This is a genomic window from Conexibacter woesei Iso977N (assembly GCF_000424625.1).
Classification (GTDB): domain Bacteria; phylum Actinomycetota; class Thermoleophilia; order Solirubrobacterales; family Solirubrobacteraceae; genus Baekduia; species Baekduia woesei_A.
Map to the genome: position 1 here is coordinate 1 of NZ_AUKG01000001.1, position 19,244 is coordinate 19,244.

General features: G+C 72.5%; 22 protein-coding genes. 7 read left to right on the top strand and 15 right to left on the bottom strand.

Annotation, left to right across the window (positions count from 1 at the left end; translation table 11 throughout):
• Nucleotides 1-8 precede the first annotated feature (8 nt).
• Both H030_RS0100005 and H030_RS0100010 read right to left on the bottom strand, forming a co-directional pair.
• Nucleotides 9-362 (bottom strand): VOC family protein, encoded by a 354-nt coding sequence (locus H030_RS0100005; RefSeq protein ID WP_027004596.1) that lies wholly within the window; start codon nt 360-362, stop codon nt 9-11.
• 31 nt (nt 363-393) lie between these two features.
• Entirely contained in the window at nt 394-957 is a 564-nt protein-coding gene (locus H030_RS0100010) for a hypothetical protein (RefSeq protein ID WP_027004597.1), read from the bottom strand.
• Nucleotides 958-1,101: 144 nt separating this feature from the next.
• Between H030_RS0100010 and pyk the strand changes: the two genes are divergently transcribed.
• Nucleotides 1,102-2,517: a pyruvate kinase gene (gene pyk / locus H030_RS0100015; protein ID WP_027004598.1), complete on the top strand. Its 1,416-nt coding sequence runs from the start codon at nt 1,102-1,104 to the stop codon at nt 2,515-2,517.
• Here pyk and H030_RS28015 read toward each other — a convergent pair.
• Genes H030_RS28015 through H030_RS35925 form a run of 3 tightly spaced genes read right to left on the bottom strand, consistent with a single transcriptional unit; the run spans nt 2,453 to nt 5,306 of the window.
• A complete protein-coding gene (locus H030_RS28015; RefSeq protein ID WP_051221326.1) occupies nt 2,453-3,124 on the bottom strand; it encodes a TVP38/TMEM64 family protein in 672 nt (223 codons plus the stop codon). The genes pyk and H030_RS28015 overlap by 65 nt on opposite strands.
• A gap of 34 nt (nt 3,125-3,158) precedes the next feature.
• Nucleotides 3,159-4,535, bottom strand: a complete 1,377-nt coding sequence (locus H030_RS0100025) for an ABC1 kinase family protein (protein ID WP_027004599.1) — start codon at nt 4,533-4,535, stop codon at nt 3,159-3,161.
• 33 nt (nt 4,536-4,568) lie between these two features.
• A complete protein-coding gene (locus H030_RS35925) occupies nt 4,569-5,306 on the bottom strand; it encodes an MBL fold metallo-hydrolase (protein ID WP_051221327.1) in 738 nt (245 codons plus the stop codon).
• Between the two features lie 20 nt (nt 5,307-5,326).
• Here H030_RS35925 and H030_RS0100035 point away from each other — a divergent pair, with 20 nt between their 5' ends.
• Both H030_RS0100035 and H030_RS0100045 read left to right on the top strand, forming a co-directional pair.
• A complete protein-coding gene (locus tag H030_RS0100035; protein ID WP_027004600.1) occupies nt 5,327-5,695 on the top strand; it encodes a VOC family protein in 369 nt (122 codons plus the stop codon).
• 164 nt (nt 5,696-5,859) lie between these two features.
• Complete coding sequence (locus tag H030_RS0100045; protein ID WP_231398326.1) at nt 5,860-6,120, top strand: hypothetical protein; 261 nt, start codon at nt 5,860-5,862, stop codon at nt 6,118-6,120.
• 6 nt (nt 6,121-6,126) lie between these two features.
• Here the strand turns inward: H030_RS0100045 and H030_RS0100050 are convergent, their stop codons facing one another.
• Together H030_RS0100050 and H030_RS0100055 are read right to left on the bottom strand one after the other, a co-directional pair.
• Nucleotides 6,127-7,056, bottom strand: a complete 930-nt coding sequence (locus H030_RS0100050) for a proline racemase family protein (RefSeq protein WP_027004602.1) — start codon at nt 7,054-7,056, stop codon at nt 6,127-6,129.
• A gap of 9 nt (nt 7,057-7,065) precedes the next feature.
• Nucleotides 7,066-7,737: an HAD family hydrolase gene (locus H030_RS0100055; protein ID WP_035125670.1), complete on the bottom strand. Its 672-nt coding sequence runs from the start codon at nt 7,735-7,737 to the stop codon at nt 7,066-7,068.
• Between the two features lie 116 nt (nt 7,738-7,853).
• On the opposite strand from H030_RS0100055, the gene H030_RS0100060 reads away from it, so the two are divergent.
• Nucleotides 7,854-8,774, top strand: coding sequence for a glutamate-cysteine ligase family protein (locus H030_RS0100060; protein WP_027004604.1), 921 nt, complete (start codon nt 7,854-7,856; stop codon nt 8,772-8,774).
• Here the strand turns inward: H030_RS0100060 and H030_RS28025 are convergent.
• Nucleotides 8,771-9,202 (bottom strand): MarR family winged helix-turn-helix transcriptional regulator, encoded by a 432-nt coding sequence (locus tag H030_RS28025; protein WP_051221328.1) that lies wholly within the window; start codon nt 9,200-9,202, stop codon nt 8,771-8,773. The two genes, H030_RS0100060 and H030_RS28025, sit on opposite strands and share 4 nt — an antisense overlap.
• 87 nt (nt 9,203-9,289) lie before the next feature.
• On the opposite strand from H030_RS28025, the gene H030_RS0100070 reads away from it, so the two are divergent.
• Entirely contained in the window at nt 9,290-10,735 is a 1,446-nt protein-coding gene (locus tag H030_RS0100070) for an MFS transporter (protein ID WP_035125672.1), read from the top strand.
• Between the two features lie 84 nt (nt 10,736-10,819).
• The gene (locus H030_RS0100075) at nt 10,820-12,328 is read left to right on the top strand and encodes a Ppx/GppA phosphatase family protein (RefSeq protein ID WP_027004606.1); all 1,509 of its coding nucleotides are present in this window, start codon (nt 10,820-10,822) and stop codon (nt 12,326-12,328) included.
• On the opposite strand, the gene H030_RS28030 is transcribed toward H030_RS0100075, so the two are convergent.
• The 3 genes from H030_RS28030 to H030_RS0100090 are packed head-to-tail and all read right to left on the bottom strand — an operon-like array spanning nt 12,325 to nt 15,243.
• Nucleotides 12,325-14,004: a putative bifunctional diguanylate cyclase/phosphodiesterase gene (locus H030_RS28030; protein WP_051221329.1), complete on the bottom strand. Its 1,680-nt coding sequence runs from the start codon at nt 14,002-14,004 to the stop codon at nt 12,325-12,327. The genes H030_RS0100075 and H030_RS28030 overlap by 4 nt on opposite strands.
• 51 nt (nt 14,005-14,055) lie before the next feature.
• A complete protein-coding gene (locus tag H030_RS0100085) occupies nt 14,056-14,388 on the bottom strand; it encodes a hypothetical protein (RefSeq protein ID WP_027004607.1) in 333 nt (110 codons plus the stop codon).
• A 9-nt stretch (nt 14,389-14,397) separates the two neighbouring features.
• Nucleotides 14,398-15,243 carry a ketopantoate reductase family protein gene (locus H030_RS0100090; protein WP_027004608.1) on the bottom strand — a complete coding sequence of 282 codons (846 nt, stop codon included), beginning with the start codon at nt 15,241-15,243 and terminating at the stop codon, nt 14,398-14,400.
• On the opposite strand from H030_RS0100090, the gene H030_RS38715 reads away from it, so the two are divergent.
• Nucleotides 15,233-15,496: a hypothetical protein gene (locus H030_RS38715; protein WP_155891742.1), complete on the top strand. Its 264-nt coding sequence runs from the start codon at nt 15,233-15,235 to the stop codon at nt 15,494-15,496. The genes H030_RS0100090 and H030_RS38715 overlap by 11 nt on opposite strands.
• On the opposite strand, the gene H030_RS0100100 is transcribed toward H030_RS38715, so the two are convergent.
• Genes H030_RS0100100 through H030_RS0100115 form a run of 4 tightly spaced genes read right to left on the bottom strand, consistent with a single transcriptional unit; the run spans nt 15,493 to nt 19,227 of the window.
• A complete protein-coding gene (locus tag H030_RS0100100; RefSeq protein ID WP_027004609.1) occupies nt 15,493-16,086 on the bottom strand; it encodes a TIGR00730 family Rossman fold protein in 594 nt (197 codons plus the stop codon). The two genes, H030_RS38715 and H030_RS0100100, sit on opposite strands and share 4 nt — an antisense overlap.
• The gene (locus H030_RS0100105; protein WP_027004610.1) at nt 16,083-17,654 is read right to left on the bottom strand and encodes an FAD-binding oxidoreductase; all 1,572 of its coding nucleotides are present in this window, start codon (nt 17,652-17,654) and stop codon (nt 16,083-16,085) included. Before H030_RS0100105 ends, H030_RS0100100 begins: the two co-directional genes overlap by 4 nt.
• Nucleotides 17,651-18,871, bottom strand: coding sequence for an acetyl-CoA acetyltransferase (locus tag H030_RS28035; RefSeq protein ID WP_196808943.1), 1,221 nt, complete (start codon nt 18,869-18,871; stop codon nt 17,651-17,653). Before H030_RS28035 ends, H030_RS0100105 begins: the two co-directional genes overlap by 4 nt.
• A complete protein-coding gene (locus tag H030_RS0100115; protein ID WP_027004611.1) occupies nt 18,868-19,227 on the bottom strand; it encodes a Zn-ribbon domain-containing OB-fold protein in 360 nt (119 codons plus the stop codon). Before H030_RS0100115 ends, H030_RS28035 begins: the two co-directional genes overlap by 4 nt.
• Nucleotides 19,228-19,244 lie beyond the last annotated feature (17 nt).

Here is a 19,244-nt window from a genome sequence, read left to right on the forward strand (position 1 = left end):
CTGACGGGCTACGCGGGCTGCCACAGCTCGATCCGGTTGCCCTCCGGATCGGTGACCCAGCCGAAGCGGCCGACGCCGTCCATGTCCTGGACGTCGTCGGCCACGTCGGCGCCCGCGGCGCGGAGCTGGGTGAGCATCGCGTCGAGGTCGCGGACGCGGAAGTTCAACATGATCTTCTGCTCGCGGGAGGCGAAGTAGTCGCTGTCGGCCGGGAACGTCGCGATGACCGTCGGCCCCAGCTCCTGCTCCCACATGCCATGCTCGCCGCCGTCGAGCCCGAGCGCGTCGCGGTACCAAGCGCTCAACGCGTCCGGATCCTGCGCGCGGAGGAAGAGGCCGCCGATGCCGAGCACGTGTTCCATGCGCGGCATCCTGGCAGACGCCGCGCCCGCTCTACCCCTTCTTCTTGACGTAGACCGCGATCGCCTGGAACGACGACATGCCGACGGTCTGGCCCTCGAAGACCCTCAGGTCGGGCTGGTCCTCGACGTCGAGCCTGGCGGGCATGTGGACCCTCACGGTCTCCCTGCCGTCGACCGCCGTCGAGCCGGACGTCGCGAGCGACCTGTAGGACGCCCACGCGAGCAGCTCGGTGCCCTTGGTCGTCGGGCCGGACAACGTCGCGAAGGCCTCCGCGCCGCAGATCGAGTACCCCGCCTTGGCCTTCCAGCTGAAGTACGGGAACCGGCCCTGGTTGACCGTGAACGTCACGTACCTGTGGGTGCTCGGCGTCGTGGTCTGCTGGCCGCTCAGCAGCGACACCGGGTACCACCCCACGTCGGACCTCGCGCACCCGTGCCACTTGTAGGTGTTGCTCTGCCCCGGCAGGTAGTGGCCGGCGCCGGCCGCCGGCCCGAGGCTCCTGTCGGTCTCGGGGTTCTTGGCGGCGAGCGACGTGGCCGGGGCCGCCCCGACGGCGGCGAGGACGACCACGGAGGCGAGGATGCGCGGGAGCATCGCGCGACCCTATGGCAGCGCGGTCACCCCCGCACCAACCCCGATACGCAGACCCGCGTACGCCGCCGCCCGCCCGCCCGATCAGGTCAGCGTTCACGCGAGGTGTGCAGGCTTCCTGCGCGAGCGCAGTACCGTGACATCCCGATGACCCGCCGCACGAAGATCGTCGCCACCATCGGGCCCGCGTCCGCCAACCCCGAGACGCTCGTCCGGATGATCGAGGCGGGCATGGACGTGGCGCGCCTGAACTTCTCGCACGGCTCGCACGAGCAGCATGCCGAGACCGCGCAGCTCGTCCGCGACGCCGCCGGCCGCGCCGGGCGCCCGGTCGCGCTGCTGCAGGACCTGCCGGGCCCCAAGCTCCGGATCGGCCCGCTCGTCGAAGGCACCGTCGAGCTGAAGGTCGGCGACAAGGTCGTCTTCGAGTGCGGGATCGACGACGGCCGCGCCGGCGACGCGCGCCGGATGACGATCTCCTGGGAGGGCCTGGCCCGCGCGATCGACCCCGGCGAGGTGCTGTACCTCGCCGACGGCTCGGTCCGCCTCCGCGCGACGACCGTGCGCGAGCAGGACAACGAGGTCGAGGCCGAGGTCGAGGTCGGCGGCACCGTCGCCTCGCGCCAGGGCCTCAACATCCCCGGCCCCGCGGACGAGCTGCCCAGCGTTCCGGAAGAGGACCTCGCCCACCTGCAGGCCGGCATCGCGATCGGCGTCGACATGGTGGCCTTGAGCTTCGTCCGCCGCCCCGAGGACGTGCTGTTCGTCCGCGAGCACACGCGCGTCCCGCTGATCGCGAAGATCGAGAAGCCCCAGGCGGTCGACAACGCGGAGGAGATCGTGCGCGTCGCCGACTGCATCATGGTCGCGCGCGGCGACCTCGGGATCGAGCTGCCGATCGAAGAGGTCCCGATCGTCCAGAAGAACCTGATCGCGCTCGCGGGCGCGCACGCGCGCCCGGTGATCACCGCGACGCAGATGCTCGACTCGATGGTCACGTCGTCGCGCCCGACGCGCGCGGAGGTCGCCGACGTCGCCAACGCGATCCTCGACGGGACCGACGCCATCATGTTGAGCCAGGAGTCGGCGGTCGGCGCCCACCCGGTCGGCGCGATCGCGATGATGAACGCGATCGCCGTCCACACCGAGCGCCATGCGCCCTACCAGCGCTGGCTGGAGACGCGCGTCCAGCGCGACACGCGCGACCCCGCCTACACCGTCGCCCACGCGGCGTGCCGCGCGGCGAGCGAGCTGGGCCTCGACGCGCTGGTCATCCCGACGCTGTCCGGTCGCTCCGCCCGCCTGATCTCGGCCCACCGGCCGAACGTCCCGATCTACGCGCTGTCGCCGGGGCGCGAGACCGTCCGGCGCTGCATGCTGATGTGGGGCGTGCGCGCCGCGTCGATGAAGCGCGCCGAGATCACCGAGGAGCTCATCCACGACGCATGCCAGCGCGTGGTCGAGCTGGGCTGGTGCCGCCCCGGGATGCGCGTCGGCGTCACGGCCGGCCTGCCGTCGGGGCGGCCGGGGACGACGTCGATGTTCCAGATCCAGACGCTCTAGCGAGCCGCGCGGCCCGGAGGTCGCGGCGCGCGAAGACCGCGCCGCCGACCGCCATCACCACCAGGATGACGTAGGCCGCGATCGCGTCGGGCGAGCCGAGGTCGTCGAGCGACCCGCCGAGCGCGGTGTAGGCGAACGCGCGCGGGGCGCAACCGAGAGCGGTTGCCGCCGCGAAGGTCCGGAGCGGGACCGGCGACAGCCCGGCCGCGTAGTTGACCAGCGAGTACGGGACGCCCGGGACGATCCGGGCGTACAACACGCTCAGGAACCCCCGGCGCCCGACGAACGCGCGCAGCGCGGCGAGCCGCCGGCCCTGCAGCGTCTCGACCGCGTCGTGGGCGACGAAGCGGGCGATCAGGAACGCCAGCGTCGCGCCGAGCGTGGCGGACGCGATGCTGACCGGCGTCCCGAGCCAGGTCCCGAACAGCAAACCCGACGCGCCCGCCAGCAGCGGGCCCGGGAACAGCGCGGTGGTCAGGGAGGCGGAGACCACGATGAACACCAGCGGCCCGAGCACGCCGTAGCCGTCCATCCAGTCGCGCACGCGCGAGGACGACAACTTGCCGGTCGACGCCACCAGCGCGAACGCGCCGACGACCAACGCCATCAGGAACAGGACGCGCGCGGCCGCGCGCAGCGCCTCACCGCGCGGCGAGGAACTCGGCCTCCTGGCGCCCGAGCTCCGTGACGGGCTCGTCGCCGTAGACCCACTCGCGCGCGATCCGGTTCCAGTTCGCGCTCGCGCGCAGCTGCGAGATCACCGCGAGCGTCAGCATCTCCAGCCGGCGGCCGAAGAGGTGCTCGGGCGGCAGCGTCTCGTGGCGCATCTTGCCCCACCAGCGCGAGCGCGGGTCGCTCATCTGGATCATCACGTCGGTCGCGATGTCCGGGGTCAGCGTCATCTCGGCGTCGAGCGTGTACCAACCGGTCAGATCGTGGAACTGATCGAGGATCGAATCCGGGTCGTAGTACTTCGGCTCGCCCAGCCAGCCGCCCTCGTGCAGGTGCTCGATCAGCTCCTCGCCGCGGCCCTCGATCCCGAGCCGCTGGGTCTGCAGCTCGTACTCGGCGACCTCGTCGGAGATGCGCTTGAACAGCCCGAAGTCCAGGAACGCCATCTTGCCGTCGTCCATCAGCAGGCAGTTGCCGGGGTGCGGGTCGCCGGAGAACTGGTGGTGGCGGTACATCGAGCCGAAGTAGAACCGGAAGATGATCTCGCCGAGGCGGTCGCGCTCGGGCTCCGGACAGGACTTGAACTCGTCGAACCTCCGACCGGTGACGAACTCGGAGACGATCACGCGCTCGTGGCTGAGCGACGTGTACACGTCGGGGATCACGACGAACGGGTGGCCCTTGTAGATCCGCGCGAGCGTGCGCTGGTTCTGGGCCTCCAGCTCGTAGTCGAGCTCCTCCTCGATGCGCCCGCGGATCTCGGCGCCGAGCTCCTGCGGGTCCAGGCCGGGCGCGACGGACTTCATCAGCCGCAGGATGATCCCGAGGTTCTGCAGGTCGGACCGGACCGCGCGGGCGACGCCCGGGTACTGGACCTTGACCGCGACGTCCTTGCCCTCGTAGCGCGCGCGGTAGACCTGGCCGATCGAGGCAGCGGCGATCGGGGCGGGGTCGAAGGACTCGAAGACGTCGTCGAGGCGCTCGCCGTACTCCTCCTCCAGGACCTTCTTCATGTCCTTGAACGAGACCTTCGGCGCGGCGTCGCGCAGCTTGGCCAGCTCGGCCTGGAACTCCTCGCGGAACTCCTCCGGGACGAGGCCGACGTCCAGGAACGACATGACCTGGCCGAGCTTCATCGCCGCGCCCTTCATGGTCCCGAGCGCGGCGACGATCTGCTTGGCGGTCTCGATCTGGCGCCGCGCCATCGCGTCGTTGGCGGCCTGCTCGTCGCGGGTCAGGTTGACCACGCGGGTGCCGGCCTGCTTGGCGCCCTGCGTCGCGGCGAGGCGGCCGACCTTCGCGGCGCGCGCCCACCGCGAGGTCGGGATGCGATCGTCGCGGGCCACGGGCTAGTGGTCCTGTCCGGACGGGGCCACGGGCTACCGCTCGATCCTGGAGCCGGGGACGATGTCGTCGCGCCCGTCGGGCCAGCGGACCCAGGCCTTGTGACCGCCGTCGTAGTCGTCGCCGAGGAGGATCAGGGTGGCGGGCTCGCCGAGGGCCTTGACCTGCTCGTCGCCCTCGGGGTCCAGGCCGCGCCAGAGGCGGATGAACTTGTTGTTCTCGAACTCCTCGGCCACCGTCGTGGAGTCGGTGTGGCCGGGCTGGATGACCGTCTCGGGCGGCAGCGCCATCAGCGTGTCCATCACGGAGGACTTGAGGTCGGCGTAGGAGGTCGAGCCGGGCGCGCGCACGCCGCCGACCGAGTTCTTGAACAACGTGTCGCCGGTGAAGACGTTGCCGTCGACGAGGAGGCCGAGCATGCCTGCGGTATGCCCCGGGATGTGGATGGTCTGCACGTCGAGTCCGCCCGCGCGGACCGTCTCGCCCGCGTCCATGGTCCCGGTGGCGGTGTCGACGAGGTCCTTCTCGAGCGGGTGGATCAGCACCTGCGCGTCGGGCCAGCGCTCCAGGATCTTCGGGACCTCGGAGACGTGGTCGAAGTGGTGGTGGGTCAGGAGGACGTGCGTCGGGGTGAGATCCAGCTCCTCAGCCTTGGCGAACAGCGGGTCCATCGGGCCGCCGGCGTCCACGAAGAAGGCCTCGCCGCCCGGCTCGGCCGCGACCAGGAACGTGTTGGACAGGAAGTCCGGGTGCATCGAGCGCTCGAGGATCATGGCTGTAGGTTGACAGGGTCATGCCCGAGCTCATCCACACCTGTTACCGGATCGGCGACATCGACCGGTCCGTGGCGTTCTACACGGCCCTCGGCTTCGAGGAGCGTCGCCGCTTCGAGCTGCCCGACAAGGCGATCAACGTCTTCATGGGCCTCCCCGGCGACGGCGACCGCCTGGAGCTGACCTGGAACCCCGGCGTCGAGTCCTACGACCTCGGCACCGGCTACAACCACATCGCCGTGACCGTCCCCACGCTCGACGACACGCTCGGCGAGCTGTCCAGGTCCGGCATCGAGCCCCAGAAGCCGCCCTACAAGGTCGGCTCGTCGCTGATCTGCTTCGTCGTGGACCCGGACGGATACCGCGTCGAGCTGATCGAAGCGGGCTAGGCGCCGACGCCGGCGGCGGAGGCGACGACGATCGCCAGGACCGTCAGGGCGAGGATGAAGACGGCGATCGCTTCTTCGGTCCAGGTCATCAGAGGCCGACCGTACGGGGGCGAACGTGGCGATGCAAGAGCCGATTGGCGGGGATGCGTGGCATGCTTCGCGCCGTGTTGGACGGGGCGCACAAGAGCGCGTTGCGCGCGATCGCAGCGGGGAACGCCAGCGAGGAGCATGCGGCGGCGGTCCGCAACCTCGCGACCGCCGGGCTGGTGCAGCCCGTCGATGGCGCCTGGACGCTGACGCAGTCCGGTCACGCGGTCCTGGACCTGGAGGGCGCGGGCGGCGGGGCCGGAGGTGGCGGTGTCGCGAGCGGCGGCGCGGCGGTCGACGACCTCAAGGCCAAGATCCGCGACTGGTTCATGAACTAGCGCCGGCTAGCGCAGGACGAAGCCGGTCCCGAGGGGGTCGCGTGGGTCGAGCGTGAAGTGGTGCTCGCCCGTCTTGTAGGCGTTGCCGCGGACCTCGGTGAGGAGACCTTCGGGGGTCTCGCCGAGGAGGGCGGCCTGGAAGATCGTGCCGATGATGGAGGTGTTGGTCCACGCGTCGGTCGCGCCGTCGGCGGCGCGCAGCGCGGTCCGGGCGGACGTGGCGCTGCCGCAGGGGGAGCGGTCGACCTCGCCGTCGGCGAAGACCGTGACGTTGCGCTCGCCGTCGCCGTCGTTCTCATACAACACGGTTCCGTAGAGGCCGTCGAGGCGGTCGTCGGTCGGATGGCGGACCGCCTCGCTGTCGGCCAGCGCCGCCTTGACCGCGCGGCCGGCGTCGATCAGTGCCGGGAGGTCGTCCGGGATCACCCTCAGGCCGAACCGCTCGGCGGGGACGAACGCGTACAGCGCCCCGCCCCATGCCAGGTCGACCTCGACGTTGCCCGCCCGCACAGCCCGCCCGACGACTCGCGCCGGGACGTTGCCGAAGGCGACCCCTTCGTCGTCGACCCGCGCCACGACCCGCCCGGAGGGGACGTCGATGACGACCTCCGGGCCCTTGGCGCGCCCGGACTCCACGGCCCAGCGGCCGAGGGCGATGGTGCCGTGACCGCAGGCGGTGGAGTAGCCGTCCTTGTGCCAGAAGAGGACGCCGAAGGCGGCGCCGTCGTCGTCGGGCTCGACGAGGAAGCAGCCGTACATGTCGGCGTGGCCGCGAGGTTCGTGGCACAACAGCTTCCGGACGGCGTCGATCTCGGCGCTCGCCGCCGCCGCTTCGCGCCGCTCGCGCACCGTCGCGCCCGGGATCGGCGGGACGCCGTCGAGCACGATCCGGAACGGCTCGCCGGCCGTGTGGTAGTCGACGGTGCGGATGTCCATCCGCAACTCCTACACCATGTCGAGGACCGCGCCCAGGCCGTGCGGTACGCCCGGTTCGCTCATCGGCAGGATCAGGACGCCCAGGCCCGCGTCGGCGGCACCGCCGTCGGCCTCGGGGTGATCGCCGACCATCAGCGTCTGCTCGGGCTCGACGCCGAGCGCGTCGCAGGCCATGTGGAACACGTCGGGGTCCGGCTTGACCACGCCGATCTCGTAGGACAGCACGACCGCGTCCAAGAACGACAACAGCCCCAGGCCCTCCAGCACCGGCCGCAGGTCGAAGCCGACGTTCGACACCGCCGCCGTCGCCACGCCGCGCGCCTTCAACGCCTGCAACGTCGGCAGCGCGTCCGGGTAGGCGCTCCACCCGTCCGGCGACAGGATCCGCTCGTACAGCGCGGCCGCGAGCGGCGCCTCGGCGACCGTCGCGAGCAGTCCCTCGTAGGCCGCGCGGTGCAGCTCGGGCGAGGCGTCGCGGTTGTTGTAGGTCTCGGCGAGGGCCGGAGGCACCACGCCGGGATAGGGCCCGCCCGGCCGGCCCACGCGCTCGAGCTCCGTGGCGAGCGACGACGGGTCGCCGACCGACGCACCGGCCGTCAACGCGGCGGCGCGCACCCACGCCTCGCGCTCCTCCGGGACCGCGAGCGTTCCCGCGACGTCGAACAGCACCGCCTCGTACACGCCGCGCAGGTTGCCACGCGAAGCGCAACGATGATCGCCCGCCTGGCCCGGCGGGCGAACCAAGTTCGGACCGCGCGACCGAGGGCGCGGGGCCGCCGGACGGCGACCATCATGGTGTGCTCGCCTTCCGCCCCCGAACCAGGACCGCCGCCGCGCCGACCGGTGTGGCGCCCTACGCGGTCGCGGTTCGTGAGGAGGTCATGGTCGTCGAGCCCACGCGCTGGGGTCTGGTCGACGACCTCGAAGCGCTCGTGCTCCCGCCGAGCCTGCGGCGCTGCGTGACCACACGCTCCGACGGTGCGGCGCTCGTCGTCCGGACCGGCTTCCAGCCGACCGCCGACGCCGCGGTCGCCGAGCTCGCCGCGCTGCGCGGCCGCCTCACGGCGGCGGTCGGGCGCGACGGCCTGCGCGTCGCCGCGGCCGGGGCCCACCCCGAGCACCACGTCACGTTCGGCCTCCAGGTCGACGTCGCGATCGCCGACGCCCACCGCGCCGAGCTCGCCCACGAGCGCCTCCGCGCACACCTCCCGCTGCTGCTCGCGCTCGCCGCCAACGCGCCGTTCCGCGACGGCGCCGAGACCGGGCGGGCGACCGTCCGGACCCAGGACCCCGAGCAAGACCTACAACTCGCGCCGGACCGCCTGACCGTCACGGTCTGCGACGCCCAGACGCGCGTGGCCGACGCGGGCGCGCTCGCCGCGCTCGTCCAGAGCCTCACGCGCATGGAGGCGACGCGCCGCCGCGGCCACCGCCACGAAGCCGCAGCCACAACCGCAGCCGCGCTCGACCGCGACCGCGCCGCCCGCGCAGGCCTCGACCCCCAGGCCCAGGACCGCCTCACGCGCCTGCTCGCCGAGTGCGCGCCGCACGCGAACGCGCTGCGCGCCCAGCGCCGGCTCGAAGCGACCCGCGAGCTCGCCGCCCACTCCGGCGCCCACCGCCAGCGCGTCAGCGCGCGCCTGCGGCCCGGCGAGCCGAACGGCGGCCGCCGCCTGCGCGCGCTCACCGCTGCGCTGAGCGCGGCCTACAGCGCCTAGGTCGCCGCGGGCGCAGCAGCGGCCGCAGCCGCGCCCGGCGCGTTGGCCGGCAACTGCTCGGCCAGCACCGCGCGGTGCGTCGGCGCCGCCTTCTCCCACGCCGCGCGACCCTCCGGCGTGATGTGCGCGTAGATCCCGCGGCGGTCGTTGGCGCACATCGCGCGCTGGACCAGCCCTGCGGTCTCCAACCGCCCGATCAGCCGGGACAGCGCGGACTGCGACAGGCAGACCGCCTCGGCCAGATCCTGCATGCGCCGTCCGTCGCCACCCTCGGTGGTCGCCAGGCGCTCCAGGACCTCGAACTCGCTCAGGCCGATGCCGTGCTCACGCTCCAGCGCCTTGTCGAGTGCGCCGGAGACCTTGGCGTGGCAGACGGCCACCCCGCGCCACTGCTCTACGAGCGAAGCGGAGTCAGCATCCGTTGACATGCGCACGATTATACCAAGACCCGAACAACATTTGCGTTCACATCCTTTGCACAAGCATTCGTTGCACGTGCATGTATATTGTCCCACATGGCCCCTCTCCCCTCCGCCACCCGGCACGTCACAGAGACCAACTGGAACGCCCGCACCTGGGCCGCCCTGATGCTCCTCTGCGGCGTGCTCTTCCTCGACGGGCTCGACGTCTCGATGGTCGGCGTCGCGCTCCCGTCGATCCGCGCCGACCTCGGCCTGACCACCGCCCAGCTGCAGTGGGTCGTCTCCGGCTACGTGCTCGGCTACGGCGGCCTGCTGCTGCTCGGCGGCCGCGCCGCCGACCTCCTCGGCCGCCGCCGCGTCCTGATCGCGGGCATGACGGTCTTCACGCTCGCGTCCGCCGTCGGCGGGCTCGTCTCCGACCCCAACCTGCTGATCGCCACGCGCTTCCTGAAGGGCGCATCGGCCGCGTTCACCGCGCCCGCCGGCCTCAGCTACATCACGACCACGTTCGCCGAGGGCCCCGTCCGCAACAAGGCGCTCTCGGTCTACACCGCGTTCGGCGCGTCCGGCTTCAGCTCCGGGCTGATCCTCGGCGGCCTGCTCACCGAGGCCGGCTGGCGCTTCACGTTCCTGCTCCCCGTCCCGTTCGCGCTGTTCATCCTCGCCGCCGCGCCGCGGCTGCTGCAGAAGGACGCGCCGTCCGAGGGCCCGCGCCCGGGCTTCGACATCCCCGGCGCGGTCACGCTGACCACCGGCATGCTGCTGTTCGTCCGGACCGTCGTCCGCGCGCCGGACGTCGGCTGGACCTCGGCGACCACGCTGATCTCCTTCGTGCTCGCCATCGCCCTGCTCACCGCGTTCATCGCGATCGAGCGGCGCACCAAGCACCCGCTCGTGCGCCTCGGCATCCTCAGGCAGGGCCACATCGTGCGGGCCAACCTCGGCGCGATGGCGACGGCCGGCTCGTACTTCGGCTTCCAGTTCGTCGGGACCCTGTACTTCCAGTCGGTCCTCGGCTGGAGCGCGCTGGAGACCGCGCTGGCGTTCCTGCCCGCCGGCCTGCTCGTCGCGTTCGGCTCGACCCGCGTCGGCCCGCTCGTCAACCGGTTCGGCACCGCGCCGCTGATGGCGATCGCGTTCATCAGCTTCGCTGCCGGCTACGCGCTGTTCCTGCGCGTGGACCTCGACCCCACGTACATCACGATGATCCTGCCGACGATGATCCTGATCGGGATCGGCTTCGCGCTCGGCTTCCCCAGCTTCAACATGCAGGGGACGACCGGCGTCGCCGACCACGAGCAGGGGCTCGCGTCCGGCCTGATCAACACGTCGTTCCAGGTCGGCGGCGCGATCACGCTCGCGATCGTCTCCGCCGTCATCGGCGACGTCGAGCCCGGCAGCGGCTCGCAGTTCCTGCACGACTCGCACACGGCTGTCGGAGTGGTGACCGGCGTCGCCGCCCTCGGACTGGTCAGCGCCCTCAGCGGCCTGGCCCTGCGCCGGCGCCCTGCGCTGGCGGTCGATCGCGCCGGCGCCTGAAGTGCCTGAGTAGCCCCTCCCTCCCCAACCCCCAGAGTGCCCCGGGCCGGTTCGTCAGGACCGGCCCGGGTACTCTCCGGGCCGATGGCCGCCGAACGCCGCATCGCCGTCTGCGACCTGGGGTCCAACTCGTTCCGCCTCGTCGTGTTCACCGCCGCCGACGGCTGGTGGCGCCGGACCGACGAGATCCACGAGCCCGTCCGGATCGGCGCCGGGCTCGCGGAGACAGGCAAGCTCTCCGAGGACGGGATCGCCCGCGGCCTCGCCACCGCCGAGGTCTTCGCGCACTTCTGCGAGGCGGTCGGGATCGACGACATCGACGCAGTCGCGACCTCCGCGATCCGCGACGCGACCAACGCGGAGGACTTCCTGACCCGCGCCGCGCTCCCGGTCCGGGTGCTGTCCAAGGAGGAGGAGGCCCGCATGGGCTACCTCGCCGCGGTCAACTCCACCACCTTGTCCGACGGCGCCGTCCTCGACCTCGGCGGCGGCTCGATGCAGCTCGTCCACGTCAAGTCGCGGATCGCCGCCGAGCTGGGCTCGTGGCCGCTGGGCGCGGTCCGGATGACCGAGCGCTTCGGCCTCGGCGACGGCGTGGCGTCCAAGAGGCAGTTGAAGGCCTTGCGCGAGCACGTCGCGCGTGAGCTGGAGGCCAGCGACTGGATCGCCCGCTCCGGCGACCGGCTGGTCGGGATCGGCGGGACCGTCCGCAACCTGGCGGCCGCCGTGCAGCGCGCCGAGGGCGTCCCGGAGTTCGGCGTCCAGGGCTACGTCGTCGAGCACGACGCGCTGAGCGACCTGGTCCAGCGGCTCGCCGCCGTCGAGCCCGACGAGCGCGCGAAGGTGCCGGGCATCAAGTACTCGCGCGCCGACCTGATCCTCGCCGGCGCCGCGGTGGTCGAGGCGGTCCTGGACCTCGGCGGCTTCCCGGCGATCGAGGCGACCGAGGCCGGCCTGCGCGAGGGCGTGTTCTTCGACAACTACCTCGAGGGCGACCCGCCGCTGTTCGACGACGTCCGGCGGTCGAGCGTCCTGAACCTCGCGCTGCAGTACCACATGGACCAGGCCCACACCGAGCACGTGGCGCGCCTGGCGATCGGCCTGTTCGACGACACCGCAGCCGCCGGGCTGCACCCGGGCGACGCGCGCGAGCGCGAGCTGCTGTGGAGCGCGTGCGTCCTGCACGACATCGGGATGAGCGTCGACTACGACGACCATCACAAGCACTCCAAGTACTTGGTGTTGAACTCCGGGCTGCCCGGCTTCACCCAGCGCGAGGTCGCGATCATCGGCCAGGCCGTGCGCTTCCACCGCAAGGGGATGCCGAACGCCGGCGGCTTCGAGAAGCTCCTGCGCAAGGGCGACGACGCGATCCTGGATCGCTGCGCATTGTTCCTGCGGTTGGCCGAGGACCTGGAGCGCTCGCGCGACCAGCTCGTCAGGGAGGTCGGCGTGCACGTCAACGGCGGCGACGAGGTCCACCTGGCGCTGCACGCGGCCGGCGACGTCCGGGTCGCGCGCTGGGCCGCGGGGCGCGAGGTCGAGCTGTTCCGGCGCGCGCTCGGGCGCGGGCTGACGCTCGACGCCGCCTAGGCGACGTCGGCGCTCAGCAGCGTCGAACGCTCAGGCTCTGCGAGCGCGTCCTCGGGCCGTGCGGGCCGCCCGTAGAGGTAGCCCTGCACCATCGGGCAGCCCATCTCGCGCAGCAGCTCGTCCTGGCCGGCGGTCTCGACGCCCTCGGCGATCACGGTCAGGCCCATGCGGCGCGCGAGCGTCAGGACCGCCTCGACGACCGCGCGGTCCTGGGTGGAGTCGACGAGGTCGGCGACGAACGAGCGGTCGACCTTGACGACGTCGACCGGCAGCGCCTTGAGGTGCGTGAGCGACGAGTAGCCGAGGCCGAAGTCGTCGAGCGCGACCCGCACGCCGAGGATGCGCAGGGCCTCGAGCGCGCGGCGGGCGACCTCCGGCCGCCTCAGCACCGCGGTCTCGGTGACCTCGAGGCAGATCGACCCGGGCGGGACGCCGGTCTCGCGCAGCGCGCGCTCGACGACCGCGACGAAGTCGGCCTGGCCGAGCTGGCGCGCAGACACGTTGACCGAGACCCAGAGGTCGCGGCCCTGCGCGCGCCACTGCGCGAGCTGGCGGCAGGACTCCTCCAGGACCCAGGCGCCGATCGGGACGATCAGGCCGTCGTCCTCGGCGATCCTCAGGAACGCGCCGGGCGCGAGCTCGCCGCGGTCCGGATGGTCCCAGCGCAGGAGCGCTTCGCAACCGACGACTTCTGAGGATCCCTCAGCGCCCATCGAGACGAGCGGCTGGAAGACGACGCGCAGCTCGCCGCGCTGGAGCGCGCCGCGGAGCTGGGCGGCGAGCTCGAGGCGGCGGCGGACCTCCTCGGCCAGCGCGGCGTCGAAGACCTCGGCGCGGCCGAGGCCCTGGGTCTTCGCGCGGCGCAGCGCGACGTCGGCGTCGCGGATCAGGTCCTCGGCGTCGACGCCCGGTTCGCGGGCGACGGCGACGCCGACGCTGCCGGTCACGGTGATCAGGCCGCCGCGCGTCGGGACGGGGCGGCTGAACGCGCCGTGGACGCGCTCGATGACGGCCTCGATGCCGTGGGCGCCGCCGTCCGCGAGGCCCTCGGCGACCACCAGGAAGCGGTCGCCGCCGAAGCGGCCGACGGTGTCGGCGGCGCGCAGGCGCTCGCTCAGGCGGTCGGCGATCGCGCGCAGGACGAGGTCGCCCGCGACGTGGCCGTGCGTGTCGTTGATGGTGGTGAGGTCGTCGACGTCGACCAGGAGCGCGACGGCGGCGCCGGCGCTGCGGCCGAGGCGCGCGATCGCGGCGCCGAGGCGGTCGACGGTCAGCGCGCGGTTGGCGACGCCGGTGAGCGCGTCGTGGAGCGAGTGGCGCTCGAGCTCCTTGCGCGTCGTGATGTCCTTGGCGACCGCGGTCCACTCGGTGCCGTCCCAGCGAGAGGACCACAGCAGCCAGCGCCAGACGCCGTCGCGGGTGCGCAGGCGGTTCTCGTAGCGCGTGGTGCACGGGTCCGGGCCGGTGGCGCGCGCGATCTCCTGGCAGGTGCGCTCGACATCCTCCGGATGGACGAAGTTCAGGAACGGCTCGGCCATCAGCTCGTCGCGGGACCAGCCGAGGACGGCTTCCCACTCCGGGTTCAGACACGTGAAGTAGCCGCGGCGATCCGCGATGGCGAGCAGGTCTGGGGAGCCTTCGAAGAAGCGCTCCACGTCCCCCTTGGACGACCCCATGCTCCGTGGGTCGGCCCGATTAGCTGAGAACTTGAGCGTTCCTGTGCCGGATCATTCGTCCGGCTGGCCGTAACGGCCCGGCCCGACGGTGATCTGGCGCTCGGCGGCGACAGCCTCGACGACATCGGCTTCCTCGGCTTCGCGCTCGAGGTCCTCGTCGTGCTGGCCGTCGCAGAGCACGCGGAAGTTGCCGGTCACGCCGCTGTCGGCGTGGATCGTGATGCCCGGCAGGATCTCCTCGCCCTCGTCGAAGCCGAGGCGCTCCAGGTCGAAGTGCGCCAGCCCGATCCCGTACGCGTTGTGCGTGGGGTTCTCGCGATCGTGGGCGTTGATCGCGATCTGGAAGGCCTTGAGGTTCTTGGCGATCTTCGACGTGTCGGACATGCGCTGGGGCTAGAGGCTACCGATGTCGGTGACGAGCCTCGCGACGGTGGGCGTGTCGATCCCATGACGCTCCGCGGCGCGCAGCACGGCGCCGCCGATGGCGTCCAGCTCGTTGTCGCTCCGCCCCGCACCGACATCCGCGCGCAGCGACGACGACGCCGCGTCCGGGAGCGCATCCTGCTCGGCGATCACGGCGTCCGGATCGACGTCGGCGCCCTCGGCCCTGGCGACCTGCGCAACTTCCCGTGCAACCGCGGCGGCGGTCTCGCGCACCTCACCGAGCGGCCGGTCCGCGGCGGTCGTAGCAAGCGCGATCCCGGCCAACCGCGACAACTTGGTCCACAGCACATCCGCCTCGCTGCCACCGACCCTGTTCTCGATGCCGGCCTGCGTGAGCACATCGGTCAGCGCGGGCGCTCCGGGCTCGGCCACCGTGACCGTCAGGAACGGCGCCCGATGCACGATCACCGTCCGCCCCTCACGGTGCGCCTGCACCCGCACACTGCCGGCGACCACATTCGCGAACCGCCGCCGCAGCACATCCATGTGATCAACCCCATTAAGAAGAGGCACAACCACCTCCGGCTCCCCCGCGATCCGCTCCAGAGCAGCGGCCAACTGCGGCGCCTTCACCGCAACGACGAGCGCACCCGGCGGCGTCTCCATCGCGGTGACCGCCGGCACCATCTCGACGTGATCGCCAAACGACGGCGACCGCACCTCGATCCCGCGCTCCCCGATCGCCTCGACCGACGCCTCCGTCGTCACGATCGCCGTCTGCACACCGGCCCGCTGCAGCTCCGCACCGATGAGCGCGCCAACCGCGCCGGACCCCAGGATGGCAATGGACGACATGCCGCCATCGTGGCATGATGCCGCCGTCTTGGCGCCTCCCCGCTATCTCGAAGGCGGCACCCGCCGACGTCCACGCCGCTTCCACCGGTTCCGCGAGTGGCTGGCATGGACCGTGGGGTCGGTGCTCGCCTGGGCGGTCATCGCCGGCCAGACGAACGACAGCGCGCTCGGCAACGACCTCTACTGGGGCGCGTGGGCCGTTGTGATCGTCTGGAGCGCCCACCGGAGGCGGCGCACCAAGGCCGGCAGCTAGGTCTGGTCCTCGTCCTGCAGCCAGCGGGTGGTCTTGGGGGATTCCCAGGACTCCATCGTGTCGAGCAGGGTGATGGGGTTGGGGTCGGAGATGAGGAACTTGCGGTGGTCGACCGAGATGAAGGACTCGGTCGTCATGTGGTCGAGGAGCGCCACCAAGGGCTGGTAGAAGCCGTCGACGTCGAGCAGGGCGATCGGCTTGCGGTGCAGGCCGAGCTGCGACCACGACAACATCTCGATGACCTCCTCGAGCGTGCCGATGCCGCCGGGCAGCACCAGGAACGCGTCGGAGAGGTCGGCCATCAGCATCTTGCGCTCGTGCATGGTGTCGACGACGCGCAGGTCGGTGACGCGCTTGTGGGCGACCTCGCGGTCGTCGAGGAACTTCGGGATCACGCCGATGACCTCGCCGCCCGCCTCGAGCGCCGTGTCGGCCAGGACGCCCATGAGGCCGTTCGAGCCGCCGCCGTAGACGACGCCGGACCCGCGCCCGACGAGCTCCGTGATCGCCGCACGCGACGCCTCGGCGTACTCCGGCCGCGCGCCGTCGGTCGAGCCCGCGTAGACGGCGACGCGCGCGAAGCGGCTCATGCGTCCACCAGCACGCCGGGGTTCAGCACGCCGCCGGGGTCGACCGCGGACTTGACCGCTCTCAACGCGGCCGCGAACAGGTCCGGGCGCTGCGCGTCGTACCACTCGCGGTGGTCGCGGCCGACCGCATGGTGATGCGTGATCGTCCCGCCGGCCTCGATGATCGCGTCGCCCGCTGCGCGCTTCATGACCTCCCACTGTGCCAGCTCGTCGCCGCGCCGCGCCGGCGCCAGGACCGTGAAGTACGGCGCCGGGCCGTCCGGGTAGACGTGCGTCATCCGGCACGTCACGCGGCAGGGCTCGCCGAGCGCCTCGCGGACCGCGCCGGTGACGGACGCGTGGAACGCCGGCCAGCGGTCCCAGGTGATCGCGGTCTCGAACGTGTCGGAGAGGACACCGAGCTGCAGGAGCGCGTCGCGGAGGTAGGGCATCGCGATGAACGCCTCGCGCCATGCCCCGACCGCGCCGGAGCCGGAGCCGCTCGGCTGGTCCCACTCGCCCCCATGCTTCCGGCAGATCGCGAGCCCCGCGGCGAGCTGCGCGTCCACCTCGGCCGCCGTCGACTCGAAGCCCAGCACCAGCACCGCGTGCGTGCCGTCGCCCGCGCCCGTCTGCTGCGCCTCCAGCGCATCGACCAGCCGGCAGTTCGCCGGGTTCAGCCCGGACTGCGCCAGCTCCCGCACCGCGGCGCTCCCACCGTTCATGAAGTCCTTGAAGCGCACCGCGCGCGCGGCCCGGAACTGCGGCCGCGGCTGCACGCGCACCCACGCCTCGGTGATCACGCCGAGGATGCCCTCCGACCCCAACAACATGCGGTCGGGCGACGGCCCGGCGCCGGAGCCCGGCAGCCGCCGCGACTCCCACGCGCCGCTCGGCGTGATCGCCCGGACCGACTCCACGAGGTCGTCGACATGAGTCCAGACCGTCGCGAAGTGCCCGCCCGCGCGCGTCGCGATCCAGCCGCCGAGCGTCGACAGCTCGAACGACTGCGGGAAGAAGCGCATCGTCAGCCCGTGCTCACCGAGCTGGCGCTCCAGCGACGGCCCCGCGACGCCGCCCTGGATCCGCGCCGCGCGCGACACGTCATCCACCTCGAGAACACGGTCCATCCGCGACAGGTCGAGCGACACCACGCCCAGCCGGTCGCTCGGGACCCGCGGCTCGACGCCGCCGACCACGCTCGTCCCGCCGCCGAACGGCACGACCGCCACGTCCTCGCGCGCCGCCCACTCCAGCGTCGCCTCGATCGCGTCCTCGTCGCGCGCGAACACCACGGCGTCCGGCGCGTGGTCGATCCGGCCCCGGAACGCCCGGACCGTGTCCGGGAACGAGCGCCCGTAGGCGTGCTCGACGCGATCGCGCGGATCCGTCGACCACCCCTCGATCCCGTCCGGACGCGGGAAGCGCGGCTCCGGCAGGACCACCGAACCAAGTGCTACAGGTTGCTCGACGTCGCCGCTGAGCGGGAAGCCGAGCACGTCGCGGACCAGCGGCGCCAGCGCGACCGGGTCGATCTTGCCGTCCTCGAACCCCCAACCCCACCACGCCCGCTGCCGGTGACCGCTCATCGCCCGACCCTAGAGCCACCGGCGGCGCGGCGCCGGCGGCCCATCGTCGCGCCCGCCGGCTCGCGCAGCCGCGCGACCTTCTTGCGCGGGCGCTCACTCAGCGCGTCCTCGCTCCCGAGCAGCACCGTCGCCTGCGTGGACAGGACGCCGCCGTTGCCGTGGGCCAACACGATGTCCTTGCCTTCCTCCCGGACCTCGCGCACCGCCTCGACCAGCAGCGCCAGCCCGTTCATCCCCGCGTGGTTGTAGGACAACCCGCCGCCCGACGTGTTCATCCGGAAGTCCCCGCCCGGCGCCACGCGGCCGCCCTCCACGAACGCGCCGCCGTCGCCCTTCGCGCAGAACCCCAAGTCCTCCAAGAACAGGATCGGCGTGATCGTGAACGCGTCGTAGATCTGCGCGCTCTCGACGTCGGCCGGCCGCAGGCCCGCCTCGGCGAACGCCCGCGCGCCCGACTCCACCGCCGCGGTCCGCGTCAGGTCCGGCATCGCCGAGACGTGCCGGTGCGTCATCGCCTCCGCCGCGCCGAGCAGGAACACCGGCGGCCGGCGCAGCGCGCGAGCCCGCGCCGCGCTCACCACCACCAACGCGCCGCCGCCATCGGTCACCAGGCAGCAGTCGCGCACGCCGAACGGATCGCACACGCGCGGCGAGGCAAGGACATCATCAACGCTGAGGTCGTCCGTCGACCACGCCGGCGCGCCGCGCCGCTGCGCCCACTGCCGCGCCGCGACCGCGACCCACGCCAGCTGCTCCGGCGTCGTCCCGAACTCATGCATGTGCCGCGATGCCGCCAGCGCGTAGGCGGCCACAGGCAACGGCGGCGCGTACGGCGCCTCCCACGGGTCGCGCTCCTGCACCGACGCGGTCCCGCGCCCGACCGAGCGCTGCGTCGACCCGTAGGCGATCACGGCGACCTCGCACTGCCCGGCGCCGATCGCCGCCCGCGCGTGGTTGAGGTGCGCCATCGGCGACGCGCCGCCGATCATGGTGGAGTCGGTGAAGCGCGGCCGGACGCCCAGGTCCTCGGCGAGCGTCGTCGCCGCCCACGGGATCTGCGTGGCCGAGGCGAACACGCCGTCGACCTCCTCGATCGCGATCCCCGCGTCGGCCAGCGCGGCGCGCGCCGCCTCGGCCATCACGTCGGCGGCCGAGAGCCCCGGCAGCGCGACGCCCATCTGCGCCTCGGCGGCACCGACGATCGCCACGCCGGTCACGACGCGACCACCACCTCGAAGACGGGCAGCGGCGCAGCGTCGGCCTCGTCCGGGCTCGGCTCCTCCCACGCCACCCGCACGCGCGCACCCACGACGACGTCCTCCGGGGCGACACCGCGAACGCGCGACATCATCCGGAACCCCTCGTCCAGGTCCACCAGAACCAAGTTGTAGGCCTCGCCTCCGCGCGGCCGTGCAACGGTCGTTGCGTAGACGACGCCCAACCCCGCCGAGACCCGCCATTCCTCCAGCCCCACCCGGGGCCGGAACGTCGCGCGACCGGCGCGATCCACCTGGTACGCCAGCTCCCGCCGGCGGCAGAACTCCGTATACACGTCCGCGGGCGAGCGCTCCAAGACGCCGGGAGCGTACC

Coding starts and splice junctions, on each gene's coding strand:
- H030_RS0100005 (WP_027004596.1), bottom strand. CDS start 362: ATGGAACACGTGCTCGGCATCGGCGGCCTCTTCCTCCGCGCGCAGGAT.
- H030_RS0100010 (WP_027004597.1), bottom strand. CDS start 957: ATGCTCCCGCGCATCCTCGCCTCCGTGGTCGTCCTCGCCGCCGTCGGG.
- pyk (WP_027004598.1), top strand. CDS start 1,102: ATGACCCGCCGCACGAAGATCGTCGCCACCATCGGGCCCGCGTCCGCC.
- H030_RS28015 (WP_051221326.1), bottom strand. CDS start 3,124: ATGGCGTTGGTCGTCGGCGCGTTCGCGCTGGTGGCGTCGACCGGCAAG.
- H030_RS35925 (WP_051221327.1), bottom strand. CDS start 5,306: ATGATCCTCGAGCGCTCGATGCACCCGGACTTCCTGTCCAACACGTTC.
- H030_RS0100035 (WP_027004600.1), top strand. CDS start 5,327: ATGCCCGAGCTCATCCACACCTGTTACCGGATCGGCGACATCGACCGG.
- H030_RS0100050 (WP_027004602.1), bottom strand. CDS start 7,056: ATGGACATCCGCACCGTCGACTACCACACGGCCGGCGAGCCGTTCCGG.
- H030_RS28025 (WP_051221328.1), bottom strand. CDS start 9,202: ATGTCAACGGATGCTGACTCCGCTTCGCTCGTAGAGCAGTGGCGCGGG.
- H030_RS0100070 (WP_035125672.1), top strand. CDS start 9,290: ATGGCCCCTCTCCCCTCCGCCACCCGGCACGTCACAGAGACCAACTGG.
- H030_RS0100075 (WP_027004606.1), top strand. CDS start 10,820: ATGGCCGCCGAACGCCGCATCGCCGTCTGCGACCTGGGGTCCAACTCG.
- H030_RS28030 (WP_051221329.1), bottom strand. CDS start 14,004: ATGGGGTCGTCCAAGGGGGACGTGGAGCGCTTCTTCGAAGGCTCCCCA.
- H030_RS0100085 (WP_027004607.1), bottom strand. CDS start 14,388: ATGTCCGACACGTCGAAGATCGCCAAGAACCTCAAGGCCTTCCAGATC.
- H030_RS38715 (WP_155891742.1), top strand. CDS start 15,233: ATGGACGACATGCCGCCATCGTGGCATGATGCCGCCGTCTTGGCGCCT.
- H030_RS0100090 (WP_027004608.1), bottom strand. CDS start 15,243: ATGTCGTCCATTGCCATCCTGGGGTCCGGCGCGGTTGGCGCGCTCATC.
- H030_RS0100100 (WP_027004609.1), bottom strand. CDS start 16,086: ATGAGCCGCTTCGCGCGCGTCGCCGTCTACGCGGGCTCGACCGACGGC.
- H030_RS0100105 (WP_027004610.1), bottom strand. CDS start 17,654: ATGAGCGGTCACCGGCAGCGGGCGTGGTGGGGTTGGGGGTTCGAGGAC.